Here is a 23,022-nt window from a genome sequence, read left to right on the forward strand (position 1 = left end):
TCGACAGCGCTCGCGCGGGGGGACCCCCCTCACCATCGGCACTCGTCAAGATCGCGATGGAGCCGGCATGAGCGGCGTCATCGTCACCAACCCGCCGAAGGCCGAGGCGAAGGACGTCGACGCCCTCGCACGGTTCGGCGTGGCCACCGTCAGCGAGGCCATGGGCCGCACCGGGCTGCTCGGGCCGGAGATCCGCCCGATCCAGCAGGGCGTACGGGTCGTGGGCACCGCGGTCACGGTGCTCAGCTGGCCCGGCGACAACCTCATGATCCACGCCGCCGTGGAGCAGTGCGGCGAGGGCGACATCCTGGTCGTCACCACCACCTCCCCGTCCACCGACGGCATGTTCGGCGAGCTGTTCGCCACCGCGCTGCACCGGCGCGGGGTGCGCGGTCTCGTGATCAACGCGGGTATCCGCGACACGCAGGAGCTGCGGGAGATGGGCTTCGCGGCCTGGTCGCGCGCGGTCTCCGCGCAGGGCACCGTCAAGGCCACCGGCGGCTCGGTCAACGTGCCGGTCGCCATCGACGGCCAGGTGATCCGCCCGGGCGACGTGATCGTCGCCGACGACGACGGCGTGGTGGTCGTACCCCGCGAGCGCGCCCGCGAGGCGGCCGAGGCGTCCGAGGCCCGCGAGACCAAGGAGGCCGGTGCCCGCGCCGCCTTCATCGAGGGCCGGCTCGGCCTGGACCGGTACGGGCTGCGGGAGAAGCTCGTACAGCTGGGCGTGACGTACACGTCGTACGACGCCTATATGAGCGACGGAGAGCAGTCCTGACCGGGCCCGCGGAGGTGCGCTGCATGCTCATGCGCGGCGGCACCTCCAAGGGCGCCTACTTCCTGGCCGAGCACCTGCCCGCCGAACGGGCCCCGCGCGACGCGCTGTTGCTGCGCGTCATGGGCAGCCCCGACGAGCGGCAGATCGACGGCCTGGGCGGCGCGCACCCGCTCACCAGCAAGGTGGCCGTGGTCTCACCCTCCGCCGACCCGCGCGCCGACGTCGACTACCTCTTCCTCCAAGTCGCCGTCGGCAAGCCCGAAGTGAGCGACCGTCAGAACTGCGGGAACATCCTCGCCGGCATCGGCCCGTTCGCCGTCGAACGCGGACTCGTACCGGCGGGGGAGGAGGAGACCTCCGTCCGCATCCGCATGGTCAACACCGGCGACTACGCCACGGCGACCTTCCCGACCCCCGGCCGCCGGGTGCGCTACACCGGGGACGCCGAGATCTCGGGCGTGCCGGGGACGGCCGCGGCCGTGGTGATCGAGTTCCCGCCGGGCGACAGCCCGCTGCTGCCCACCGGCAACGTCCGGGACGTGATCGACGGCGTACCGGTGACCTGCGTGGACAACGGCATGCCGACCGCCCTGATCGCCGCCTCCTCCCTGAAGGTCACCGGCTACGAGGCGCCCGAGGACCTGGAGGGGGACCTCGCGCTGGCCGACCGGCTCCGGACGATCCGCCTGGAGGCGGGCCGTCTGATGGGCCTCGGCGACGTCTCGGACGCCACCGTGCCCAAGCTCTCGCTGCTCGCCCCGCCCCGGGCCGGCGGCTCGGTCACCACCCGCACCTTCATCCCGGTGCGCTGCCACACCTCGATCGGGGTGCTGGGCGCGGCCAGTGTGGCCGCCGGTCTGCGGATCGACGGCAGCGTGGGCGCGGACCTCGCCGCACTCGACGCCGACAGCGACAGCGACCGCGTCCGCGTGGAACACTCCTCGGGGTTCCTGGACATCGAAAGCAGCCTCGCGGCCACCCCCGAGGGCCTGCCCTCCGCCCGCCGTACCGCCGTGGTCCGCACGGCCCGCAAGATCTTCGACGGCACCGTCTTCCCGAGGTCCGCCGAGACGGCACCGATTCCCCCGCACACCCAAGGAGGTCAGCGATGACCCCGCCGCTCGGCGACATCGCCCACATCGGCCACGCCCAGCTGTTCACCCCGGACCTGGACGCCAGCGTCGCCTTCTTCACCGACTACCTGGGCCTGACCGTCAACGGGCAGGACGGCGACACGGTCTACCTGCGGACCTTCGACGACTACGAGCACCACAGCCTGGTGCTCACCGCCCGCGCGCAGCCCGGCCTCGGCCGGCTCGCCCTGCGCACCTCCAGCGAGGAGGCCCTCCAGCGCCGTATCGAAGCGGTCGAGGCAGCGGGCGGCACCGGCCGCTGGGCCGAGGACGAACCCGGCCTCGGCAAGCTGTACCTCACCACCGACCCGGACGGCCACGAGCACGCCCTGTACTGGGAGAGCGAGCACTACCGGGCCCCCGAGGAGTTCAGGCCCGCGCTGAAGAACCAGCCGCAGGCCAAGCCCAACCGGGGCGTGGGCGTACGGCGTCTGGACCACGTCAACTTCCTCGCCGCCGACGTGCTCGCCAACGCCGAGTTCCAGCGACACGTGCTGGGCGCCCGGCCCACGGAGCAGATCCGGCTCGACACGGGGAAGATCGCGGCACGCTGGCTGACGTTCACCAACAAGTCGTACGACGTCGTCTACACCTCGGACTGGACCGGCTCCACCGGCCGACTGCACCACATCGCGTTCGCGACGGACACCCGCGAGGACGTCCTGCGCGCCGCCGATCTCGCCATCGACAACGGCGTGTTCATCGAGACGGGCCCGCACAAGCACGCCATCCAGCAGACGTTCTTCCTCTATGTCTACGAGCCGGGCGGCAACCGCATCGAGCTGTGCAACCCGCTCACCCGCCTGGTGCTGGCGCCCGACTGGCCGCTGATCACCTGGACCGAGGCGGAGCGTGCCAAGGGCCAGGCCTGGGGGCTGAAGACCATCGAGTCCTTCCACACCCACGGGACGCCGCCGGTCGCCTGAGGGCAGGCGACGGACAGGGACCTGTGCTGGCTGGCGGTGCTCTTCGACGGCCTCGACATGTTCGTCTACGGCTCGGTGCTGCCGCACATGCTGGAACAGAAGGCCCTCGGGATCACCGCGGACCAGGCCGGAGACCTCGGCAGCTACGCCACCTTCGGCATGCTCGTCGGCGCCCTGGCCGCGGGCACGGTCGCCGACCGGATCGGCCGCAAGAAGCTGATGGTCGCCTGCGTCACGCTCTTCTCGCTGGCCTCCGGCCTGTGCGCCATCTCCGGCAGCGTGGCGGTCTTCGGCCTCGGCCGGACCCTCGCCGGCGTCGGCCTCGGCGGGCTGCTGCCCACCGCGATCAGCATGGTCTGCGACTACGCCCCGCGCGGCCGTGCGGCCCTCACCATCGGCCTGCTGATGACCGCCCACCACGCCGGCGGCATCCTCTCCGCCTATGTGGCCCTGTGGCTCGTGGAGCCCCTCGGCTGGCGTGCCGCCTTCGGGGTCTGCGTGGTCCCGCTGCTCTTCGTCCCGGTGCTGGCCAAGTCCCTGCCCGAGTCGCTGAGTTTCCTGCTCGCCAAGGGGCGCGGAGACGAGGCGGCCGAACTGGCCCGCCGCCACGACGTGGAACTCCCCGCCGCGTCCGGCAGGAAGGACCCCGCCGACCGCTGGACCAACCTGGTCAACCTGTTCCGCGGCGGCGAGTGGATCCAGACCCTGCTGTACTGGCTGGCCTCCTTCGGCGGTCTGCTCCTGGTCTACGGCGTCGCCACCTGGCTGCCCACCCTGATGCGCGGCGAGGGCTACGAACTCGGTTCCGCCCTGACCTTCGTGGTCCTCTTCAACCTCGGCGGCATCGTGGGCATGCTGGCGGCCGGCCGAGCCTCCGACGTCTTCGGCGCCCCGCGCATCTCGGCGATCTGGTTCGCGCTGACCGCGGCCGGCGTCTTCCTGCTCAGCGTCCACATGCCGCTGGCGCTGACCTTCACGGTCGTCTTCCTCACCGGTGTGTTCCTCAACAGCGCCCAGACGATGATCTACGCGACGGTGTCGATCCGCTCCACCCCGGACAACCGCGCCACCGCCGTCGGCTGGACCTCCGGCATGGGCCGTTTCGGTGCCGTCTTCGGCCCGTGGCTGGGCGGGCAGTTGCTGGCCGCCGACCACGGGGACTGGGGCTTCACCGCGTTCGCGCTCGCCGGAGTGTCGTCCATGGTCTTCATCGGCGTCGCTGCCCTGCGCGGCGCCAGGCAGACGCCGAAGAGCGGCGCCGAGCCGGAGTTGATCGGCGCGCACTGACTCTTACCGAGCGGAGTCCCGTCCGCCCATCTGGTCCTCGGCGGAAAGGTGTTCCACCGTCCTGCCGGTCTCGGTGAACGTCCGGGTCACGTGGCCCGAGGAGTACACCCACAGAATGCGCAGCGGGCGGTCGCCGATATTGCGGAAGAGGTGGGGAACGGGCGACGGAACGTAGGTCGTGTCGAACTGCTCCAGCTTCGTCACCTCGCCGTCGACCCACACCTCCGCCTCGCCCTCGAGGATCGTCACGTGCTCGTCGCAGTTGTGCGAGTGCAACGGCGCCCCGGAGCCGACCGGGTACACGCTCATCCCGCTGGTGATCTTGTTCTCCCCGCCGGCCGACGGCGTGGTGATCAGCGGTGTCGTCACGACGGCCCCGCCGCGGTCCAGCAGGGGCACCGACGCGACCTTGATGATCGTGGTCATCCGGAGTTCCTCTCCATTTCGGAATACTGCGTCGAAAGACGTTAGGTCGTGCGCCCGTGAATGGGTGCCCTCCGGCGTGCAGTTTTACCTTGCGCTCCGGGAGGGGTGAGCTTCTCCGGCCCGGCGGTACCGTCGGCTCGCACCGGACGGCTTTCGGATTCCGTGCCGGAAACGCGCCGGAAAGAACCGGAAAGAAAAGGCAGGTATCGGCCGGATGAGGCTCCCCGTTCTCAGCGAAGAGGAAATGGATCCGCGGCAGCAGGAGCTGGCCGCCCGCATCGCCGGGCGCCGCGGAGCCGTCCGCGGCCCGTTCCGGGTCTGGCTGCACAGCCCGGAGATGTGTGAACGCGCCGAGTCCCTCGGCGCCTTCGCCCGTTTCGATTGCGGCCTTCCCGAGCACCTGCGCGAACTCACGCTGCTGATGGCCGCCCGGAACTGGGACGCGCAGTACTCCTGGAACGCGCATGTGCACCAGGCGATCGAGGCCGGCATCCCGGAGGCCGTCGTCAAGGCCGTCGCCGAGAAGCGCGAGGCGGTCTTCGACACCGAGGCGGACCAGGCCTTCTACCAGTTCTGCCGGGAGGTGCTGGAGGAGCACTTCGTCACCGACGAGACCTTCGCCCGCGCCCTGGAGCACTTCGGCTCCAAGGGCCTGGTCGACACCATCGGCGCGCTCGGCAACTTCACCATGCTCGGCATGTGCCTGAACACCTTCCAGGTGGACCTCCAGGCCGACAAGGAGCCCCCGTTCCCGGACATCCGCGGCTACGGGCGGGTCGACAGCGACGGGCCACAGCCATGAGCCCCGGGCACGCCACTGCGACGTCCGGGGCCGTGCTCCGCGTCCGAGGCGTCACCAAGGGCTTCGGCGGCGCCGCCGCGCTCAAGGGCGTCGATCTCGACCTGTATCCCGGCGAGATCCACGCGCTGATGGGCATGAACGGCGCCGGCAAGTCGACTCTGGTGCACATCATCTCCGGGGTGCACCAGGCCGACGGCGGCACCATCGAGGTCGGCGGGCAGGCGCAGTCGGGACTGACCGTGCGCAAGGCCCGCAAGCTCGGCATCGCCTGCGTGCCGCAGCGCCGCGAACTGGCCATGGGGCTGACCGTCGCCGAGAACGTCATGCTCGGCGACCTGCCCACCCGGGGCCGTACCGTGCGCTGGAAGGCGGTCAGGGAAGGGGCGCGCGAGGCGCTGTCCGGCCTTGGCATCGACATCGACGGGGAGCGCGTCGCTGGGACTCTCACGGTCGCCGAGCAGACCATGGTCGAGGTCGCCCGGGAGGTCCGCCGCGGCGGCCGGATCCTGATCCTCGACGAGCCGACCGCCTGTCTGAGCGCCAAGGACGCGAACCGGATCCGCTCCCTGGTGCGGAAGTTGAGGGACGACGGTGTCGCCGTCGTCTACATCTCGCACTACATCGACGAGGTCATGGCCGTCGCGGACCGCCTGACCGTCCTGCGCGACGGAGCAGTGGTGACCACCGCCCCGGCCACGGAGATGGACCCCGACTCGCTGGTGCGCAGCATGGTCGGCCGGGACGTCGTCTCGCGGCGGCCCGAGCGCCCCGCCCCCAAGGACGACAGCGGTCTTTCCATACGCGGACTCAGCCACGGCCGGGCCATCCAGGACTTCACCGTCGAGGTGCGCAAGGGCGAGATCGTCGCCGTCCTCGGCCCCGCCGGCGACGCCCAGTCGCGGTTGTTCGACCTGCTCTCGGGACGGCGGCGCCCGGACGGCGGCGAACTGCGGGTCGACGGCAGGAGCGTGCCCTTCGGCCGTGTGGCGGCCTCCCTCGCCAGCGGTCTGCGCTGCGTCACGGGCGACCGCCGCACCCTGGGCCTGGTCCAGGGCCTGTCCCTGGACGAGAACCTGATGCTGGCCGGCGACCGCTTCGCCCGCCGCAAGCTGCACCGCCGCGCCGAACTCGCCCGCCGCGCCGCGCCGTTGCGCAGCGGCTACGGCGTGGTCGTCCTCAGCGGCAACCCGCCGGTGGGTGCGCTGTCCGGCGGCAACCAGCAGAAGGTCCTGCTGGGCAAGTGGCTGGAGACCGATCCGGTCGCCTGCTTCCTGGAGGACCCCACGAACGGTGTCGACGTCGCCGCCATGGCCGATATCCACACCCTGATCGACGACTTGGCCTCGCGCGGTGTGGCCGTGCTGCTCGCCTCCTCCTCCGCCGAGGAGGTCATGCGCCTCGCCGACCGGGTCGTCGTGGTCAGCGCCGGCCGCACGGTCGCCGAAGCCGACATCACCGCCATCACCCGCGACGAGCTCGTCGCCACCGCACTCGGAGGTCAGCCGCAGTGAGCCTCAAGACCCCCTCCGCGTCCCCGGACGTCGCGGGCGGCCCGCCGCCGGAGCGCGCGGCGTCCCGGCTGACGCCCCAGGCCCTGCTGCGGGTCCCGCACGGCGGTCTGGTCGTGGTCCTCGTCCTGGTGGCCGTGTTCACCGCCCTCCAGGCGGACTCCTTCACCAGCTCGCAGAACCTGCTCAACGTGTTCCGGCAGATCAGCGTGACCGCCGTCATCGCGGCCGGGCTGACCCTGCTGATGACCTCCGGCGGTATGGACTTCTCCATGGGGAGCAACGCGGCCGTCACCGTCTCGGTGGCCGCGCAACTGCTGCACGACGGCCGCTCCACCGCCGTGACGGTGGTCCTCACCCTGCTGCTGGCCACCCTGATCGGCCTGGTCAACGGCCTGGTCGTGACCTACACCCGGGTGGCCCCCTTCGTCGCCACCCTCGCCTCCGCGATGCTCCTGGACGGTGTCGCCCTGCTCGTCCTCGACGGCGAGTCCATCACCATCGGCCAGCGGATGTGGGCCCTCGGCAACGACAAGGTGCTCGGCATTCCCTACCTGTGCGTCGTCGCGATCGCGGTGCTCGCGGTGATCGGCCTGGCCATGCGGTTCACCACCTTCGGCCGGGACGCCTTCGCGATGGGCGGCAACGAGCACGTGGCCCGCCTCAGCGGCATCGACGTCTCCGGCCGCAAACTCGCCCTGTACGCCCTCGCCGGCGGCCTCGCCGGGCTGGCGGGCCTCATGCTGCTGTCCCGGCTCGGCGCCGCCGCCCCCAACACCGGTGGTCTGCAACTCCAGTTGACCGCCGTCGCCGCGGTGGTCATCGGCGGCACCTCACTGGCCGGCGGCCGCGGCACCGTCGTAGGCACCGTCCTGGGTGTGGTGCTGCTCGGCGTCGTCGCCAACGCGCTCAACCTGCTCCAGGTCAACAGCTACTACCAGTTCGTCGTGACCGGCGGGGTGCTGCTCGTCGCGGCGATCGTCAACGAGTTCCAGCGCAAGTCCGAGCCGGGCCGCTAGCGCCGTACGGACCACACCCCCGCCCGCACCTTCTCTTCAACGACGCAGGAAAGGCCAACCCCATGAAGCCCACCGCGCGTTCGCGCCGCATCGCCGCGACCTCGCTGATCGGCACCGCCGCACTGGTGCTCTCCGGATGCGGCACGGAGAACGAGGGGGCGGGCGCCGCCGACGGCTCGGTCACTCTGGGATTCGTCAACGGCGCCAACACCCACTTCCACACCTGTCTGCTCAAGTCCGTGGAGCAGACGGCCAAGGCGGAGGGCGCCACGGTCTACTCGGCCAACTCCAAGCAGGACGCCGGGACCGAGCTGTCCAACATCGAGGACATGATCGCCCGGAGTGTGGACGCGCTGATCGTCCAGACCGTCAACGTCGACGCCCTGGAAGGCGACATAGCCAAGGCCAAGAGCGCGGGCATCCCGGTCTACCTGACGTCCGTCGCCACCGACGACATGTCGAGCGTCCTGGGCGCCGCCGTCGTCGACCTCAAGAAGCTGGGCGCGCTGGACGCCGGCTGGATCGAGAAGGACGCCGCCGGCAAGGACGTGAAGGTGGGCATCGTCGCGGGCGCCCCCGGCGCCGCCTCCGACCTGATGGTGGGCGGCTTCAAGGACGCCCTGCCCGCGAACGCGAAGGTCGTGGCGAACCAGCCCGGCATGTTCAACCCGGCCAAGGCGCAGGACGTCGCCGAGAACATGATCCAGGCCCAGCCCGACCTGGACTACGCCTTCGTCGCCAACGAGGAGATGGCCTTCGCCGTCCGCAAGGCCTTCGACGCGGCCGGCGCCAAGGACGTGAAGATCGTCACGGCCAACGGCACCGAGGACGGGCTGGCGGCCGTCAAGAGCGGGCAGCTGTCCGCCACGGTGGCGAACTCGGCGATGACCATCGGGCAGACGGCGGTGAAGAACACGATCGGCCTGCTGGACGAAGACAAGAAGGTTGACAAGATTGCCAACATTCCTCTTGTCTTGGTCACCAAGGACAACGTGGCTGACGCACCCCAGTACTGCCCCAAGTAAGAGGCCCCGCACATGGATCGCTTGCTCCTCATGCACAGCTTCGTCACCGTCGCGCAGGTCGGCAGTTTCAGCGGAGCCGCCAAGAAGCTGGGCTCTTCCGGCTCGCTGGTGTCACGGCACGTCGCCGAACTGGAACGACAGGTGGGCGTCCGCCTGGTCAATCGCACGGCCCGTTCCGTGAGCCTGACCGAACCCGGACTGCGCTACGCCGAATTCGCCGCACGCATCCTTGACGAAATCGAGGCCGAGGACGCCGGGATAGCCCACCTGCACGACCGCGCCGAAGGAACGCTGAGCATCATCTGTCCCAAGTGGATAGGCAGCCTGGACCTCGGGGACGCCATCGCCACGTTTTCCGCCGCGCATCCGAAAATTCAGGTCCGGTTCGAACTCGGCGGCATGTCCGACCGGACCTACGACTTCCTGGACAGCGGGTTCGACGTCGCCTTCCACACCCGTGACCTGCGCGACTCCAGTGTCCGGCTGAAGAAGATTTCCACGCTGCCCTTCGTGCTGTGCGCGTCGAAGGCGTACATCGACCGGCACGGCGCCCTCGCCCACCCGAACGACCTCGCCACCCACGACTGCCTCGTGCACGTGAACGACCCGGTCTGGCGCATCGGTCACGGACACGCGAGCACCCTGCACAAGATCCGCAACATCGCCTTCTCGTCGAACTCCTACATCGCGTTGCAGAAGGCGGCCGTCCACGGGCGGGGCATCGCCCTGCTCCCACAGCGTCCGGTCTACGACGACCTCGTCTCCGGCGCCCTCCAGGTCCTGCTGCCCGACCTGGCCGTGCCCGACCGCCCCCTGTACGCGATCTACGGCCCCGGGCAGGACACCCCGCGCAAGGTCAGCGTGTTCCTGGACTTCCTCGCCGAGTGGTTCTCCCAGAATCCCATCCCCGCGATCCGGCCGTAAACGCGCAAGAAACGATTGCGCACCTCGTAGAGCTCGGGCCGTTGAGGCTTTCGCGCCCCGAAACCTACGCTCACGAGGCGACCCGGAAACGAGGAATGCATGGGAATCCAGAGAATCGAATCGGTCACCTACGCCGTCGACGCCCTCGATGAATGTGCGCGGTTCTTCGACGACTTCGGGCTGTTCCCGGTGGAGCGGACCGACGAGCACGCGGTGTTCGAGACGCTCACCGGCCAGACCCTCCAGCTCGACACGTACCCGGGCCCGCTGCTGCCGCCGCCCGTGGAGGACGGACCCACCCTGCGCGAGGTCGTCTGGGGCGTCGACACGCCAGAGGAGCTCCAGCGGCTGGTCGCCGCGGCCGGCCAGGACCGTGCCGTCCGCCAAAGCGCCGACGGCGTCCACCACACCGTCGACGAGACCGGCTTCGGCGTCGGACTGACCCTCGCCCGGCCCAGGCCCGCGCCCGTCAGCCCGCGGCCCGCCAACGCGCTCGGCAACGTCAAACGCTGGAACACCGCCCTGGAGGCGATCGAGCGGGCCCGCCCGCTGCGGATGTGCCACGTGGCCCTCAACATCCCCGAGCCGGGCAAGGACGAGGCCGTCGCCTTCTACACCGAACGGCTCGGCTTCCGGCCCACCGACGTGGTCGAGCCGATGGGCGTCTTCATGCAGGCCCCGGGCGACGACGACCAGCACACCATGCTGCTGTGCCACCGCCCCGACCGGGCCGGGATCAACCACATCGCCTACGAGGTCCCCGGCTTCGACGACGTCATCGAGGGCGCCAACCACATGATCGAGCGGGGCTGGCGGGAGGCCCGCAAGCTCGGCCGCCACACCATCGGCTCCAACGTCTTCCGCTTCCTGCACGCCCCGTGCGGCGGCCGCGTCGAGTACGCCGCCGACATGGACCGGGTCGACGACTCCTACGAGACCCGCGTCCACGAGACCACCCCGCCGCACCACATCTGGGCGCTGCGCACCAACCGCGACCAGGACGCCTCCGCCTCCTGATCCACCACCCGCGGCCCGAGAAACAGCCTGAGAGCCAGCCTGAGAGGCACCCACCCATGACCACCGACCACGGCTGTCCCGCCGTCCGCATGTACATCGCGGGCGTGTGGTGCCAGGGCGGCACCGGACGTACCGCCCCGATCGTGAACCCGGCCACCGAGGAGGTGATCGGAGAGGTACCGCTGGCCACGACCGCCGACCTCGACCACGCCCTGGAAGCCGCCGACGAGGGCTTCAAGGTCTGGCGCGACACACCGATCGCCCAGCGCACGGCGATCCTGCACGCCGCCGCCGACCTGCTCACCGAACGCGCCGCCGACGTCGGCCGGATCATGACCCAGGAACAGGGCAAGCCCCTCGCCGAGGCGACCGGAGAGGCCCGCCGGGTCGCCGACACCCTGCGCTGGCACGCCGACGACGCCCGCCGCGCGTACGGCCGGATCATCCCGTCCGCCCCCGGCACCGTGCTGACCGTACGCCGCGAACCGATCGGTCCCGTCGCCGCCTTCGTCCCGTGGAACTTCCCCGCCGGCGGCCCGATGCGCAAGATCTCCTCGGCCCTGGCCGCCGGCTGCTCCATCGTCATCAAGGCCTCGGAGGAGACCCCCGCCACCGCCGCCGCGCTCGTCGCCTGCTTCGCGGACGCGGGACTGCCGGCCGGTGTCCTCAACCTCGTCTTCGGCGAGCCCGCCCACGTCTCCGCCCACCTCATCGCCTCGCCGGTCACCCGCCTGATCGCCTTCACCGGCTCGGTCCCGGTCGGCAAGCTCCTCGCCGCCGAGGCCGGCAAGGTCATGAAGCCCTCGCTGATGGAGCTGGGCGGCCACGCCCCGGTGATCGTCTGCGCGGACGCCGACCCCGTGCGGGCCGCCCGCAAGGCCGCCCAGGCCAAGTTCGCCAACGCCGGTCAGGTGTGCACCTCGCCGAGCCGTTTCCTGGTCCACGAGAGCCTGATCGAGGCGTTCACCGCGGAGTTCGTGAGGGCCGCCGAGGCGGTCGTCGTCGGCGACGGACTGGCTGACGGCACCACCATGGGCCCGCTGGCCAACGAGCGCCGGCTCAAGGCGATGGAGCGCCTCACCGCCGACGCCGTCGCCCGGGGCGCGAAGGTGCTCGTCGGCGGCGAACGCCCGGACCGCGCCGGGTACTTCTTCGCGCCGACCGTCCTGACCGACGTACCGGCGGACGCGGAGCTGATGCACGAGGAACCGTTCGGACCGCTCGCGCCGATCGTGCCCTTCACGGACCTGGACGAGGCACTCGCGACGGCCAACGGGCTGCCGTACGGCCTCGCCGCCTACGGCTTCACACAGTCCGCCGCGACCGCCGAGAAGCTGTCGGGCGAGCTGGCGGCCGGGATCCTGTCGATCAACCACTGCGGCGGCTCGGTCCACGAGGCTCCGTCCGGCGGGGTCAAGGACAGCGGGTACGGCCGGGAGGGCGGGCCCGAGGCACTGGACGCCTACCTGGTCACCAAGCGCGTCTCCCACCTGCTGGTGCCATGAGGTTCGCGCGAGTCTCGGTCGGCGGCCGGGCGGTGTGGGGCCGCGTGGGGGAGGAGGACGTCGAGCTGCTGTCCGACTCCCCGATGGAGAGCGCCCCCGCTGTCATCGGCACGGTGCCGCGCGCAACAGCCGTATGGCTACCGCCAGTTGTACCGCTCGTCTTCTACGCCGTCGGCATGAACTACCCGCGGCACATCGAGCACGCCGGTGCCGCGACTCCGGACCGGCCCGAGGTCGGCTACCGGGCCAACAACGCCCTGACCGGGCACGGTTCGCCCATCGTCAAACCGGTGGAGGTCGAAGGCCGGTTCGAGGCCGAGCCGGAACTCGTCGCGGTGATCGGCCGCGCCCTCAGGCACGCCACCCGCGAAGAGGCACGCACGTCCGTCTTCGGCTGGACCATCGGCAACGACGTCAGCGCCCGCACCTGGCAGCACCAGGACCGCTCGTTGTGGCGCAGCAAGAACAGCGACACGTTCAAGCCCATGGGCCCGTGGATCGAAACGGACGTCGACGCGCTCGCCCAGACCACCACGCTCCGGGTGAACGGCGAGGTCCGCGCGTCGTTCCCCACCGGCGACATGGTCTTCGACCCCTTCGACCACATCGTCGAGATCACCCGGCACATCACCCTGCACCCCGGCGACGTGCTGTGGATGGGCGCCGAGTCCGCCTGCCAGCTGGAGCCGGGCGACACCGTGGACGTCGAGATCAGCGGCATCGGTGTGCTGTCCAACCCCGTACGACTCGAAGGGAATCGAGCATGAGCAAGGAACCGCGCTACATCCACCACGTCAACTTCCCGACCACCGACCCCGACCGGACGGCCGAGTGGTACACCAAGGTCTTCGGGATGAAGCGGATCATGCCCAAGTCCAACACCCGTGTGGTGCTGATGACGCGCGGCAACTTCGACCTGCACTTCACCCCGGTCGAGGAGATGGAGCGCATGGCGCCCTACCACTTCGCCGTCGAGGTCGACGACTGGGACGACTTCCTGGAGCACCTGGGGGAGCTGGGCATCCGGCACACACGCCCGATCCAGCGCCCCGAGAACCAGTCGAAGTTCTGCTACATCCACGACCCCGACCACACCATGATCGAACTGGTCTGGCACGGCAAGCGCCCGAACTAAGCGAATACGTACGGGAGTTGACCCCATGCCCATTGCCGACTCCGACGGCACCTCCATCTACTACGAGCGCCACGGCAGCGGCCCGGCGATCCTGTTCGTGCACGGCAGCGGCGGCCACCATGCCGCCTGGTGGCAGCAAGTCGCGGCGCTGCGCGGGGAGTTCACGGTCGTCACCGTGGACCTGCGCGGCTTCGGCAAGTCGGATGCACCCACCCCTCCGCACTCGTCCAGGCCTGAATTCGACGGCCAGGACTTCCCGGGCGACGTGGTCGCCGTCCTGGACCAGGAAGACCTGACCGACGCCATGCTGGTGGGCCAGTCCATCGGCTCCGTCGCCGCCCTGCGCGCCAGCCTGCTGCGCCCCGAGCGCGTCGGCTCCGTCGTCCTCGGCCACTCCCTCGGCGGCATCAGCCACCCCGAGCTGAAGGAACTCGCCGCCGCCGACCGCGCCGAGGCCGTCAAGCTGCCCGTCATCGACCGGCTGCTGACCAAGCGGTTCCAGCAGGAGCGCGCCGACCTGACCTTCCTGTTCCAGCAGATGGGCACGTTCAACGTCGCCAAGATGCAGGACCTGCGCAACCTCGACACCAACGGCCCCTCCCTGGAGGACATCCAGGACTCGGGTGTCAAGGTCACCTTCCTCGCGGGCGAGAAGGACGCGGTCCTCAGCGTGAAGACCGTCACCCGCGCCCACGAACTGCTGCCCGGCTCGCACCTGGAGATCGTCCCGGACGCCCCGCACTCCATGTACTGGGAGACGCCCGAGAAGTACAACGCGGCCGTCGCCCGCCTGCGCCGCACCCTCACCGCCCGGAAAGAAGCCGCATGAGCATCGCACCGAAGGAAGCCGCATGAGCAGCCTGACCCTGGACGCCGCCGAGGAGATCATCGCCGCCGCCCACCAGCGCGCCCAGGCCGTCGGGAAGGCGGTGAGCGTCGCCGTGGTGGACGCGGGCGGTTTCCCGATCGCCATCGTCCGCCCCGACGGGGCCCGCCCGCTCACCCCGGACATCGCCCGCGCCAAGGCCTACACCGCGGCGATCATGCAGCGCCCCGGCAAGATGCTGAAGAAGTGGCAGGAGAGCCAGCCCGTCTTCTTCTCCCAGCTCTCCCAACTGCCCGGCGCCGCCATGCCGATCATGGCCACCGAGGGCAGCCTCACCATCAAGAAGGACGGCGAGATCATCGGCGGCCTCGGCATCGCCGGCGGCACCGCGGACGAGGACCAGCAGATCGCCGAGGAGGTCCTCCAGTCCCTCGGCTACGAGCTGGAGTTCGCCGCCTGGGGTGTCGCGGGCGAGCCCGCCGGAAAGGACTGAGGATCATGGCCGATACGTTCAACTACCGCATCGACCACCACGGCAGCCTGGTCCGCCCCGCGGGTCTGGCCCGCGACGACGCCGACGCGGTGGAGGCGGCGGTCCAGGACGTGGTGGCGTACCAGCGCAAGCTGCGCTCCACCGTCGTCACCGACGGCGACTTCCCCCGTGAGGACTTCCGCAGCGCGGTCTTTGACGCGGTGTCAGGATTCCGTCGTACGGGGGAGACCGGCGCCGACGGCCTGAGCCGCTGGGTCGCAAAGGCGCTGCCCAAGGCCAACGGCCCGCTGCTGGCCGACTGGGCCGGGCGGCTCACCGACCTGACGGTGATCGCCCCGAAGGCGTCGCTGCCGTCCCCCGCGTACCTCGCCGCCACCACGTTCCAGCCCGGCCTCGGACTGTCCTCCGCTCGTGAACTCGGCGAGGCCCTCGCCGAGATCATCCAGGCGGAGATCGCCCTGCTGGTCTCCCAGGGCGTCCGGCTGATCCAGCTCAACAACCCGCTCCTGCTCGGCCGGATCGCCACCGACCCGGCCGCCACCGGCCCCGGCGCGCTGTCCTTCGAGGACGCGCTGGCCGTGGAGGCGTCGGCGGTACGGCTGGACGAGCGCCCCGAGGGCGTGCGGATCGGCGTCTGCCCGGGCTGGTCGGCCCCCGCCGCGGTGGACCGCTCCGCGGTCGAGCGGCTGTATGCCGAGGTCCCGGCGGACCGCTGGGTCCTGCCGTTCCACCAGGGCAGCGAGGCCGAGCTCGATCTCGTCAGGGCGCTGCCGGAGGACCGGGACGTGTGCCTGGGCGTGGTGGACGCGACCGTGGCCGAACTGGAGGACATCGACACGGTGATGGCCCGCATCGACGCGGTCGGTGAGTTCAAGGACCTCGAGGACGCGGCCGTGTCGCCGTCACGCGGTTTCGCCGACGTGGCGAGCGGTCCGCTGCTCAGCGCCGAGGAGCAGCGCCGCAAGCTGGTCCTGGTGGAGACGATCGCCCGCTACTGCTGGGGCAACGAGTTCTGACGCGCGTCGGGAGGGGAGGCAGGGCGAGCCTCTGCATCCCCTCCTGATCCCGACGCCTGCGACCCGCGAGGGCCGGGTTCGTGCCGGGACGGGCGGTCAGTCCTGCGGCGACCCCAGCACCTCGGCGAACGTCACCGTCCGCTCGGTCAGCAGCGGCCACACCGATTCCACGATCAGCTCCCTGAAGTGGCCGGCCGCCTTGTGCGCCTCGAAGCCGTCCCGGTCGGCGTACTGCTCGTACAGCACGAAACTGCCGGGCGTGTCCGCCTCCGCGTGCACCTCGTACGCCAGGTTCGCCGGCTCGGCACGGGTGTGCTCGCGCACCTTCAGCAGCGCGGCACGCACCGTGGCCGCGTCGGCGATCTCGCAGCGGTAGTTCGCGACGACCGCGTAGGCCATGTCTGTGTCTCCTCGGCGGGTTGCGGGGCCCGGGGTTCCAGGCCCTCCGGCCTGCTGATTCCAGCACGGATCACGCTCCCGCCGACCTGCGCGCGGCGCAAGCAATGACTGCCCCCGAGGGGCTGGTGGGCGGCTTCGGCATGGTGTGTTGTCGCATCCGGCCCCGCATGGCCGTTCTGTGCAGCCCGCGTCACCGCGGCGGACGAAGGAAGTGATCTTCATGCGTACTGTGGAAGCCCTTTGTGGCGGGGAGTGGGTTTCGACCGGCGAGTGGATCGACGTCCAGGACCCGGCCGACGTCCGCGCCCCGATCGCCCGCGTCCCCGCCCTCGCCGCCAAGGACGTCACCCGCGCCTACGACCACGCCGAGCGGGCCTTCGCCGGATGGAAGCGCACCAGCCCCTTCGAGCGGGCCCGGATCTTCACCGACGCGGCCCGGCTGATCCGCGAGCGGCTGGACGAGATCGCCGCCGACGTCACCGCCGAGAACGGCAAGACGCGGACCGAGGCCCGAGGCGAGGCGGGCAAGGCCGCCGACTTCCTCGACTACTACGCGGGCCTGGCCCGCCAGGGCTACGGCACCCTCCTGCACGACGTACGGCCCCACCACCGTACCCACACCCAGCGCGAGCCCATCGGCGTGATCCTCGTGATCAGCCCGTGGAACGACCCGCTGATCACCCCGGCCCGCAAGCTCGCCCCGCTGCTCGCGGCCGGCAACGCGGCCGTGTTCAAGCCGGCCACCGAGACCCCGCTCTCGGGCCTGCACTTCGCCCGCGCCCTGCACGACGCGGGCTTGCCGGCCGGTGTCCTGAACGTGGTGACCGGCCGCACCGGAGAGATCGAGGAGGCGCTCCTGGACGACCCGCGGATCGCCGGCATCACCTTCACCGGCTCCAACGCCGTCGGGGGCCGCATCCGCCGCCGCCTCGCCGACCGCAACGTCCGCTTCCAGGGCGAGCTCGGCGGCAAGAACGCCTCCGTCGTCCTGCGCGACGCCGATCTGCCGGCCGCCGCGCAGGCCGTCGTCGCCGCCTCCTTCGGCCAGGCCGGGCAGCGCTGCACCGCCACCAGCCGGGTCATCGTCGAGCAGCCGGTGTACGAGGAGTTCGCCCGGCTCCTGGTCGCCGAGGTCGAGGCGCTGACGATCGGCCCGGGCAGTGACCCGGCCACCACCCTGTGCCCGCTCTCCAGCCCCAAGCGGCGCGACAGCGTCCTCGCCGACCTGGACCAGGCGGTCGAGCAGGGCGCCACCGTGCTCACCGGCGGCAAGGCGGACACCGAGGGCGAGCGCGCGCACGGCTGCTATGTGCGGCCGACCGTCCTCGCCGACGTCACCCCCGAGACGGCGATCTGGCGCGAGGAGGTCTTCGGCCCGGTCCTCGCCGTCCGCGCGGTCGACGACTTCACGGCGGCCGTCGACGCGGTCAACGACTGCGACTTCGGCCTCGCCGCCGCCGTCTTCACCCGCGACCTGGCCTGGGCCTACCGCTTCGCCGACGAGGCCGAGTGCGGGCAGGTCGCGGTCAACACCACCACCACCGGCTGGGACGTCCACCTGCCTTTCGGCGGGTTCCGCGACTCCGGTACGGCCTACAAGGAGCAAGGTGAGGAGGTCCTGCGCTTCTCCACCCGGGTCAAGACCGTCGCGATCCACTTCGGTGCCTGAAGCGCCCAGAGCACGTCGAGTGAGAGGAGGATGCCGATGGCTGACGAGACGATCGGCATCGTAGGTGCCGGCATCGTGGGTCTGGCCACGGGTCGCGAGATCGCCCTGCGCCGCCCCGGCACCCGGATCGTGGTGCTGGAGAAGGAGCGCGAGGTCGCCGTCCACCAGACCGGGCACAACTCCGGCGTGGTGCACGCCGGCATCTACTACGCGCCGGGCAGCCTCAAGGCCGACCTGTGCGTACGGGGCGTGTCCCTGCTCCGTGACTACTGCCAGGAACGGCGGCTGCCGTACGAGGAGATCGGCAAGCTCGTCATGGCGGTCCGCGCGGACGAGCTGGGCCGCACGGAGAACCTCTACCAGCGGGCCAGGAACAACCACGTGCCCGAGCTGCGGAAGGTCTCCCGGGACGAGATCAAGGAGCTCGAGCCGCACGCCGGCGGCATCGCGGCCCTGCACTCCCCGCGCACCGCGATCACCGACTACAAGGCGATCGCCCGGGAGTTCGCCAAGGACATCGAGGACTCGGGCGGCGAGGTGCGCCTCGGCTTCCCCGTCACCTCGATCACCAACGTCCCGGGCGGCATCGAGGTGGCCTCCGGACAGGACAGGATCCGGGTCGACCGGCTGATCCTGTGCGCGGGCCTGCACTCGGACGCCGTCGCCCGGCTCGCCCAGGACAAGCGGGAGCCGCGGATCATGCCGTTCCGGGGCGAGTACATGCTGCTGAAGCCGCAGCGGACGCACCTCGTACGCGGGCTGATCTATCCGGTGCCGGACCCGCGCTACCCCTTCCTCGGCGTGCACTTCACCCCGCGCGTCGACGGTTCGGTCGAGGTCGGCCCGAACGCCGTCCTGGCCCTGGCCAGAGAGGGCTACAAGCTCGGCAGGATCTCGCTCAAGGACCTCGCCGGCCTCGCCGCCTACCCCGGCTCCTGGAAGATGGCCCGCCAACACTGGCGTACCGGCATCAAGGAGTACCGCGGCTCGCTGTCCGTGACGGCCTTCATGAAGGACGCCAAGCAGTACGTGCCCGGCGTCGGCGCCGCCGACGTCGTCCGCGGCGGTGCGGGCGTGCGCGCCCAGGCCCTGGACCGCGACGGCACGCTCGTGGACGACTTCCGCATCCACCAGGCGGGCCGGGTCACCGCCGTCCGCAACGCCCCCTCGCCGGCCGCGACGGCCTCCTTGGCGATCGCCGAGCACATCGTCGACGCCGTCTTCGCCGACGCGGGAGGCAATCAGTGAATGCCCTGCGTACAGCGGTGTTCCGCGCAACAACAGCTTGCGTTCCCAGGGCTCTGCAAGGCCTCACGTCCCGCCTGGCGTTCCTTCCGCGGCACCCCGCCACCGCCCCGTTCGAGAGAAAGAGCTGACGACATGTTCGTTGTCGACACCCAGATCCACATCTGGAGGGAAGAGACCCCGGACCGCCCCTGGGTCCCCGGCGCGCGCGAGCGCATCCGCCTCAACGGACACCGCGAGGACCCCTTCTCGTACGAGGAGGCGCTGGAGCTGATGGACGAGGCAGGCGTCAACCGCGCGCTGATCCTGCCGCCGTCCTGGGAGGGCAACCGCATCGACTACGCCCTTCAGGCGTGCGAGGCGCACCCCGACCGCTTCGGGATCATGGCCCGCGTCCCGCAGGACGACGAGGTCGAGGGCACGGCGATGCTGAAGGACTTCGCCCAGAACCCGCACATCAAGGGCACCCGGCTCACCTTCCACCGCCCGCAGGACCGCAACTGGATGATCGACGGCACCAACGACTGGTACTGGCCGATCGCCGAGGAACTGGCCATCCCCACGATGGTCCACGCCCCGATCTGGAAGCGTGAACTCGGCGAGATCGCCGCCAAGCACCCCGGCCTGAAGATCATCATCGACCACATGGGCATCATGGCCCGCTGCGTCGACGACGCGATCGGCTACTGGGTCCAGGAGACCGCAGACCTGTCCGCCCACCCCAACATCTACGTCAAGGTCTCGGCGCTCCCCGGCTACTCCACGCAGCCCTTCCCGAACAAGAACATCGAGAAGTACGTGCGCGAGATGGTCGACAAGATGGGCCCGCAGCGCTGCTTCTACGGCACCGACATCACCCGGCTGCTCGGCCACGGCATCACCTACACCGACACCATCGAGCAGTTCACCAAGCACTGGGACTTCACGCCCGAGGAGCTTGAATGGATCATGGGCCGCGGCATCTCCGAGGTCCTGAACTGGCCGATCGAGGGCTGAGGAAGCACACGAGATGACGGACACCCACAACCCCCCGGGTATCGACGGCGGTGACGCTGTCGTCTCGGCCTTCAACGCCGTCGGAGCCGACTACATCTTCTGCTCATCGGGGTCCGAGTGGGCCCCGGTGTGGGAGTCCCTCGCCCGGCACCACCGGGACGGCCTGCCCTGCCCGCGGTACCTGGACCTCACGCACGAGACCGTCGCCGTCGGCATGGCCACCGGCTACGGCCTGGTCAAGCGCCGGCCCCAGGGCGTGCTGCTGCACGCGGCCCCCGGCCTGCTCCAGGGCTCGATGGCCGTGCACGGGGCGCTGCTCGCGGGCGTCCCGATGGTGGTCAGCTCCTCGGAGTCGACCACGTACGGCGACGGCCCCGGGCAGGACCCGGGCGGCCAGTGGTACCGCAACCTGTCCATCGTGGGCGGCCCGCACGGAGTCGCTCAGCCCTTCACCAAGTGGTCCAACGAGGCCGCCGACGTCCACACCCTGCCCACGATGATCACGCGGGCTGCGGAACTGGCCTGGCGGGCCCCGGCGGGACCGGCGTACCTGAACATCCCGCTGGAGATCCTCCTGGAGGACTGGGACGGCCGCGAGGCCAAGCCCATCGTGCCGCCGGGCTCCACGCACAGCTCCCCGGAAGAGGTCGAGCCGGTCGCCCAGATGCTCCGCGAGGCCACCAACCCCGTCATCGTCACGGAGACGGCCGGCCGTGAGGCGGGCGGCTTCGAGGCCCTGCTGGCCTTCGCCGAGGCGTGGAACATCCCGGTCGTCGAGCCCGACTCGGCCGTATGCGGCAACTTCCCGCGCAGCCACCCGCTGCACGCCGGCAGCGACATCGGCCCGTGGATGGACGAGGCGGACCTGATCCTCCTGGTCAACTGCCGCGCCCCCTTCTACCCGCCCTCCCGCCGCCCCTCGCAGGCGACGGTCGTCGTCATCGACGAGGTACCGCAGCGCCCGCACGTCGTCTACCAAGTCCTGTTCGCGGACAAGTACTTGGAGGGCAACGTCGCCAACACCCTGCGCCAGCTCGCCAAGCGGGCCAAGGCCGGCAAGGCCGACGAAGCAGCCGTGGCCGCCGTCACCGCGCGGCGCGCGGCGCAGGAGGAGCGGCACGCCGACGAGCAGGCCGCCATCGCCGCCGCGGAGGCGAAGGCGGCGGGTCGGGCCAAGGGCATCGACCCGGTCCTGGTCGCCGCCACCCTGCGCAAGCTGCTGGAGGGCCGGGACGGGATCGTCGTCGACGAGACCATCACGCACAGCCGGGTCGTCAAGCGCCATGTGCAGACTGACGCGCCGGACTCGTACTTCTATGTGCAGGGCGGCCTCGGGCAGGGCATCGCGGTCGCGCTCGGCGTCAAACTCGCCGCCCAGGAGCGGCCGGTGGTGCTCACGATCGGCGACGGCGCCTTCGCGTACAACCCGGTGATCCCGTCGTACGACGCGTCCAAGGCGTACGAACTGCCGCTGCTGCTCGTGGTGTTCAACAACCGCGTCTACAAGTCGATGAACCTCAACCACCGCAGGTTCTACCCCGAGGGCGCCGCGGCCGAGACCGGGGAGTGGCTCGGCACCGACCTGCACCGACTGCCCCGGCTGGCGCAGTTCGCCGAGCCGTTCGGCATGCACACCGAGACCGTCGACGCGCCGGACGCGCTCGCGCCCGCGCTGGAGCGCGCCCTCAAGGCCGTGTCCGAGGGCACCACCGCCGTCGTCGACGTCCTCGTCACCCGCTGAATCCAGGAGGCACCTGCCACCATGACCGACACACCCACCGCCAAGCCGGGCAAGGTACGCCTCCCCGCCGAGGACCTGCGCACCTTCTCCGCCGCCCTCCTGGAGAAGGGCGGCCTCAGCCCGGAGCACGCCGCCACCACCGCCGCCGTGTTCGTCTGGGCCGCGCTGCGCGGTGTCGACTCCCACGGCATCGCCCGGGTCCCCGCCTACCTGGAGCTGCTGGCCAAGGGCGTGGCCAACGCCCAGGCCGAGATGAAGCTGGAGTCCACCGCGCCGGCCGCCGCCGTCCTGGACGCCGACCGCGCCCCCGGCCCGGTGGCCCTCAGCGCCGCCGCCGAGGAGGCCGTGAACCGGGCCCGCACCACCGGCATCGCCTCCGTCGGCGTACGCGGCACCGTCCACACCGGCGCCATCGGCTACTACGTCTCGAAGATCGCCGAGCAGGGTCTGGTCGGCATCGGGTTCGTCGCCGGTATGCCGAACATGGGCTATACGGGAGTCAAGGGCACCGCCGTCGCCACCAGCCCGCTCGCCATCGCCGTACCGACCACCGCGTCCTCGGAGCACGCCCCGCTGCTGCTCGACATGGCCACCGCCACCATCGCCCTCGGCAAGATCCGCCAGGCCAAGGCGAGCGGCACCCCGCTGCCCGAGGGCGCGGCGGCCACCGAGGACGGCACCCCCACCACCGACCCTTCGACGGCGGTCATGCCGCTGCCGCTGGGCGGTGCCAAGGGCTCCGGCATGTCGTTCGCGTTCGAGCTGCTCACCAGCGTGCTGGTCGGGGCGCCGATCTTCGCCGCGTTCCACTCGGACGACCCGGGGGGCCGCAAGCACCGCCAGAACGCCCTGCTCATCGCCGTCGATCCGGCCGCCTTCGGCGGCGCCGACGGCTTCACCGCGGACGTCGACACCACGCTGAGCACCCTCAAGGGCCTGCCGGTCGCGGACGGCGCCGACGGCGTGTACTACCCCGGCGAGCGCAGCGCCGCCGTCGCCGTGCGGCGGGGCGAGCAGGGGATTCCCGTAGCGCCCAAGGTGTGGCGCGAACTGACGGAGAACGCCGAGAAGTTCGGGATCACGCCGCCCACGCCGATCGCCTGAGCGCGGGGGTGGATGTCGCCGGCCGTTCGGGGACGGTCGGCGACCCTG

The 23,022-nt window shown here is 70.9% G+C and carries 23 protein-coding genes; 21 read left to right on the top strand and 2 right to left on the bottom strand.

The features are described from left to right. The first annotated feature begins 67 nt into the window (after positions 1–67). The 4 genes from AB0I77_RS14955 to AB0I77_RS14970 are packed head-to-tail and all read left to right on the top strand — an operon-like array spanning position 68 to position 4,124. Positions 68–778 carry a 4-carboxy-4-hydroxy-2-oxoadipate aldolase/oxaloacetate decarboxylase gene (locus AB0I77_RS14955; protein ID WP_363282951.1) on the top strand — a complete coding sequence of 237 codons (711 nt, stop codon included), beginning with the start codon at positions 68–70 and terminating at the stop codon, positions 776–778. Between the two features lie 23 nt (positions 779–801). Next, the gene (locus AB0I77_RS14960; RefSeq protein ID WP_363282952.1) at positions 802–1,890 is read left to right on the top strand and encodes a 4-oxalomesaconate tautomerase; all 1,089 of its coding nucleotides are present in this window, start codon (positions 802–804) and stop codon (positions 1,888–1,890) included. Next, positions 1,887–2,837 carry a catechol 2,3-dioxygenase gene (locus AB0I77_RS14965; protein ID WP_363282953.1) on the top strand — a complete coding sequence of 317 codons (951 nt, stop codon included), beginning with the start codon at positions 1,887–1,889 and terminating at the stop codon, positions 2,835–2,837. Before AB0I77_RS14960 ends, AB0I77_RS14965 begins: the two co-directional genes overlap by 4 nt. Positions 2,838–2,858: 21 nt before the next feature. Continuing rightward, positions 2,859–4,124, top strand: a complete 1,266-nt coding sequence (locus AB0I77_RS14970; protein ID WP_363282993.1) for an aromatic acid/H+ symport family MFS transporter — start codon at positions 2,859–2,861, stop codon at positions 4,122–4,124. A gap of 3 nt (positions 4,125–4,127) precedes the next feature. Here the strand turns inward: AB0I77_RS14970 and AB0I77_RS14975 are convergent, their stop codons facing one another. Next, positions 4,128–4,550 (bottom strand): cupin domain-containing protein, encoded by a 423-nt coding sequence (locus AB0I77_RS14975; protein ID WP_363282954.1) that lies wholly within the window; start codon positions 4,548–4,550, stop codon positions 4,128–4,130. Between the two features lie 244 nt (positions 4,551–4,794). On the opposite strand from AB0I77_RS14975, the gene AB0I77_RS14980 reads away from it, so the two are divergent. The 12 genes from AB0I77_RS14980 to AB0I77_RS15035 all read left to right on the top strand — a co-directional run bounded on the left by AB0I77_RS14980 (position 4,795) and on the right by AB0I77_RS15035 (position 15,820). Then, complete coding sequence (locus tag AB0I77_RS14980) at positions 4,795–5,352, top strand: carboxymuconolactone decarboxylase family protein (protein WP_363282994.1); 558 nt, start codon at positions 4,795–4,797, stop codon at positions 5,350–5,352. Positions 5,353–5,384: 32 nt separating this feature from the next. After that, the gene (locus AB0I77_RS14985; RefSeq protein WP_363282955.1) at positions 5,385–6,863 is read left to right on the top strand and encodes a sugar ABC transporter ATP-binding protein; all 1,479 of its coding nucleotides are present in this window, start codon (positions 5,385–5,387) and stop codon (positions 6,861–6,863) included. Further along, on the top strand, positions 6,860–7,879 hold the full coding sequence (locus AB0I77_RS14990) for an ABC transporter permease (RefSeq protein WP_363282956.1): 1,020 nt from the start codon (positions 6,860–6,862) through the stop codon (positions 7,877–7,879). Before AB0I77_RS14985 ends, AB0I77_RS14990 begins: the two co-directional genes overlap by 4 nt. A 62-nt stretch (positions 7,880–7,941) precedes the next feature. Beyond that, on the top strand, positions 7,942–8,904 hold the full coding sequence (locus AB0I77_RS14995; RefSeq protein ID WP_363282957.1) for a substrate-binding domain-containing protein: 963 nt from the start codon (positions 7,942–7,944) through the stop codon (positions 8,902–8,904). 12 nt (positions 8,905–8,916) lie between these two features. Continuing rightward, positions 8,917–9,828 (top strand): LysR family transcriptional regulator, encoded by a 912-nt coding sequence (locus AB0I77_RS15000; protein ID WP_363282958.1) that lies wholly within the window; start codon positions 8,917–8,919, stop codon positions 9,826–9,828. A 99-nt stretch (positions 9,829–9,927) separates the two neighbouring features. Further along, entirely contained in the window at positions 9,928–10,845 is a 918-nt protein-coding gene (locus tag AB0I77_RS15005) for a VOC family protein (RefSeq protein ID WP_363282960.1), read from the top strand. Positions 10,846–10,901: 56 nt separating this feature from the next. Continuing rightward, on the top strand, positions 10,902–12,350 hold the full coding sequence (locus AB0I77_RS15010; protein ID WP_363282961.1) for an NAD-dependent succinate-semialdehyde dehydrogenase: 1,449 nt from the start codon (positions 10,902–10,904) through the stop codon (positions 12,348–12,350). Then, on the top strand, positions 12,347–13,117 hold the full coding sequence (locus tag AB0I77_RS15015; protein ID WP_363282962.1) for a fumarylacetoacetate hydrolase family protein: 771 nt from the start codon (positions 12,347–12,349) through the stop codon (positions 13,115–13,117). The genes AB0I77_RS15010 and AB0I77_RS15015 overlap by 4 nt, the downstream gene beginning before the upstream one ends. Continuing rightward, on the top strand, positions 13,114–13,485 hold the full coding sequence (locus AB0I77_RS15020) for a VOC family protein (protein WP_266450613.1): 372 nt from the start codon (positions 13,114–13,116) through the stop codon (positions 13,483–13,485). Before AB0I77_RS15015 ends, AB0I77_RS15020 begins: the two co-directional genes overlap by 4 nt. A 25-nt stretch (positions 13,486–13,510) precedes the next feature. Continuing rightward, positions 13,511–14,314, top strand: a complete 804-nt coding sequence (locus tag AB0I77_RS15025) for an alpha/beta hydrolase (protein WP_363282963.1) — start codon at positions 13,511–13,513, stop codon at positions 14,312–14,314. A gap of 22 nt (positions 14,315–14,336) precedes the next feature. Then, positions 14,337–14,804 (top strand): heme-binding protein, encoded by a 468-nt coding sequence (locus AB0I77_RS15030; protein WP_363282965.1) that lies wholly within the window; start codon positions 14,337–14,339, stop codon positions 14,802–14,804. Between the two features lie 5 nt (positions 14,805–14,809). Further along, entirely contained in the window at positions 14,810–15,820 is a 1,011-nt protein-coding gene (locus AB0I77_RS15035; protein ID WP_363282966.1) for a methionine synthase II (cobalamin-independent)-like protein, read from the top strand. A gap of 96 nt (positions 15,821–15,916) precedes the next feature. On the opposite strand, the gene AB0I77_RS15040 is transcribed toward AB0I77_RS15035, so the two are convergent. After that, the gene (locus AB0I77_RS15040; RefSeq protein WP_363282967.1) at positions 15,917–16,219 is read right to left on the bottom strand and encodes a putative quinol monooxygenase; all 303 of its coding nucleotides are present in this window, start codon (positions 16,217–16,219) and stop codon (positions 15,917–15,919) included. Positions 16,220–16,439: 220 nt separating this feature from the next. Between AB0I77_RS15040 and AB0I77_RS15045 the strand changes: the two genes are divergently transcribed. The 5 genes from AB0I77_RS15045 (at position 16,440) to AB0I77_RS15065 (ending at position 22,974) form a co-directional block, all read left to right on the top strand. Continuing rightward, positions 16,440–17,888, top strand: coding sequence for an aldehyde dehydrogenase family protein (locus tag AB0I77_RS15045; protein WP_363282968.1), 1,449 nt, complete (start codon positions 16,440–16,442; stop codon positions 17,886–17,888). 36 nt (positions 17,889–17,924) lie between these two features. Beyond that, on the top strand, positions 17,925–19,136 hold the full coding sequence (gene lhgO, locus AB0I77_RS15050; RefSeq protein ID WP_363282969.1) for an L-2-hydroxyglutarate oxidase: 1,212 nt from the start codon (positions 17,925–17,927) through the stop codon (positions 19,134–19,136). A 132-nt stretch (positions 19,137–19,268) separates the two neighbouring features. Then, a complete protein-coding gene (locus AB0I77_RS15055; RefSeq protein WP_363282970.1) occupies positions 19,269–20,129 on the top strand; it encodes an amidohydrolase family protein in 861 nt (286 codons plus the stop codon). Between the two features lie 13 nt (positions 20,130–20,142). Beyond that, on the top strand, positions 20,143–21,870 hold the full coding sequence (locus AB0I77_RS15060) for a thiamine pyrophosphate-dependent enzyme (RefSeq protein ID WP_363282971.1): 1,728 nt from the start codon (positions 20,143–20,145) through the stop codon (positions 21,868–21,870). 21 nt (positions 21,871–21,891) lie between these two features. Further along, positions 21,892–22,974, top strand: a complete 1,083-nt coding sequence (locus AB0I77_RS15065; protein WP_363282972.1) for an Ldh family oxidoreductase — start codon at positions 21,892–21,894, stop codon at positions 22,972–22,974. Positions 22,975–23,022: the final 48 nt, after the last annotated feature.

Source organism: Streptomyces sp. NPDC050619 (genome assembly GCF_040654815.1).
Taxonomy (GTDB): domain Bacteria; phylum Actinomycetota; class Actinomycetes; order Streptomycetales; family Streptomycetaceae; genus Streptomyces.

What these genes read in the sequence shown, in the direction of transcription:
- AB0I77_RS14955 (WP_363282951.1), top strand. Translation starts at nt 68, where the DNA reads ATGAGCGGCGTCATCGTCACCAACCCGCCGAAGGCCGAGGCGAAGGAC.
- AB0I77_RS14960 (WP_363282952.1), top strand. Translation starts at nt 802, where the DNA reads ATGCTCATGCGCGGCGGCACCTCCAAGGGCGCCTACTTCCTGGCCGAG.
- AB0I77_RS14965 (WP_363282953.1), top strand. Translation starts at nt 1,887, where the DNA reads ATGACCCCGCCGCTCGGCGACATCGCCCACATCGGCCACGCCCAGCTG.
- AB0I77_RS14975 (WP_363282954.1), bottom strand. Translation starts at nt 4,550, where the DNA reads ATGACCACGATCATCAAGGTCGCGTCGGTGCCCCTGCTGGACCGCGGC.
- AB0I77_RS14980 (WP_363282994.1), top strand. Translation starts at nt 4,795, where the DNA reads ATGGATCCGCGGCAGCAGGAGCTGGCCGCCCGCATCGCCGGGCGCCGC.
- AB0I77_RS14995 (WP_363282957.1), top strand. Translation starts at nt 7,942, where the DNA reads ATGAAGCCCACCGCGCGTTCGCGCCGCATCGCCGCGACCTCGCTGATC.
- AB0I77_RS15000 (WP_363282958.1), top strand. Translation starts at nt 8,917, where the DNA reads ATGGATCGCTTGCTCCTCATGCACAGCTTCGTCACCGTCGCGCAGGTC.
- AB0I77_RS15005 (WP_363282960.1), top strand. Translation starts at nt 9,928, where the DNA reads ATGGGAATCCAGAGAATCGAATCGGTCACCTACGCCGTCGACGCCCTC.
- AB0I77_RS15010 (WP_363282961.1), top strand. Translation starts at nt 10,902, where the DNA reads ATGACCACCGACCACGGCTGTCCCGCCGTCCGCATGTACATCGCGGGC.
- AB0I77_RS15015 (WP_363282962.1), top strand. Translation starts at nt 12,347, where the DNA reads ATGAGGTTCGCGCGAGTCTCGGTCGGCGGCCGGGCGGTGTGGGGCCGC.
- AB0I77_RS15020 (WP_266450613.1), top strand. Translation starts at nt 13,114, where the DNA reads ATGAGCAAGGAACCGCGCTACATCCACCACGTCAACTTCCCGACCACC.
- AB0I77_RS15025 (WP_363282963.1), top strand. Translation starts at nt 13,511, where the DNA reads ATGCCCATTGCCGACTCCGACGGCACCTCCATCTACTACGAGCGCCAC.
- AB0I77_RS15030 (WP_363282965.1), top strand. Translation starts at nt 14,337, where the DNA reads ATGAGCAGCCTGACCCTGGACGCCGCCGAGGAGATCATCGCCGCCGCC.
- AB0I77_RS15035 (WP_363282966.1), top strand. Translation starts at nt 14,810, where the DNA reads ATGGCCGATACGTTCAACTACCGCATCGACCACCACGGCAGCCTGGTC.
- AB0I77_RS15040 (WP_363282967.1), bottom strand. Translation starts at nt 16,219, where the DNA reads ATGGCCTACGCGGTCGTCGCGAACTACCGCTGCGAGATCGCCGACGCG.
- AB0I77_RS15045 (WP_363282968.1), top strand. Translation starts at nt 16,440, where the DNA reads ATGCGTACTGTGGAAGCCCTTTGTGGCGGGGAGTGGGTTTCGACCGGC.
- lhgO (WP_363282969.1), top strand. Translation starts at nt 17,925, where the DNA reads ATGGCTGACGAGACGATCGGCATCGTAGGTGCCGGCATCGTGGGTCTG.
- AB0I77_RS15055 (WP_363282970.1), top strand. Translation starts at nt 19,269, where the DNA reads ATGTTCGTTGTCGACACCCAGATCCACATCTGGAGGGAAGAGACCCCG.
- AB0I77_RS15060 (WP_363282971.1), top strand. Translation starts at nt 20,143, where the DNA reads ATGACGGACACCCACAACCCCCCGGGTATCGACGGCGGTGACGCTGTC.
- AB0I77_RS15065 (WP_363282972.1), top strand. Translation starts at nt 21,892, where the DNA reads ATGACCGACACACCCACCGCCAAGCCGGGCAAGGTACGCCTCCCCGCC.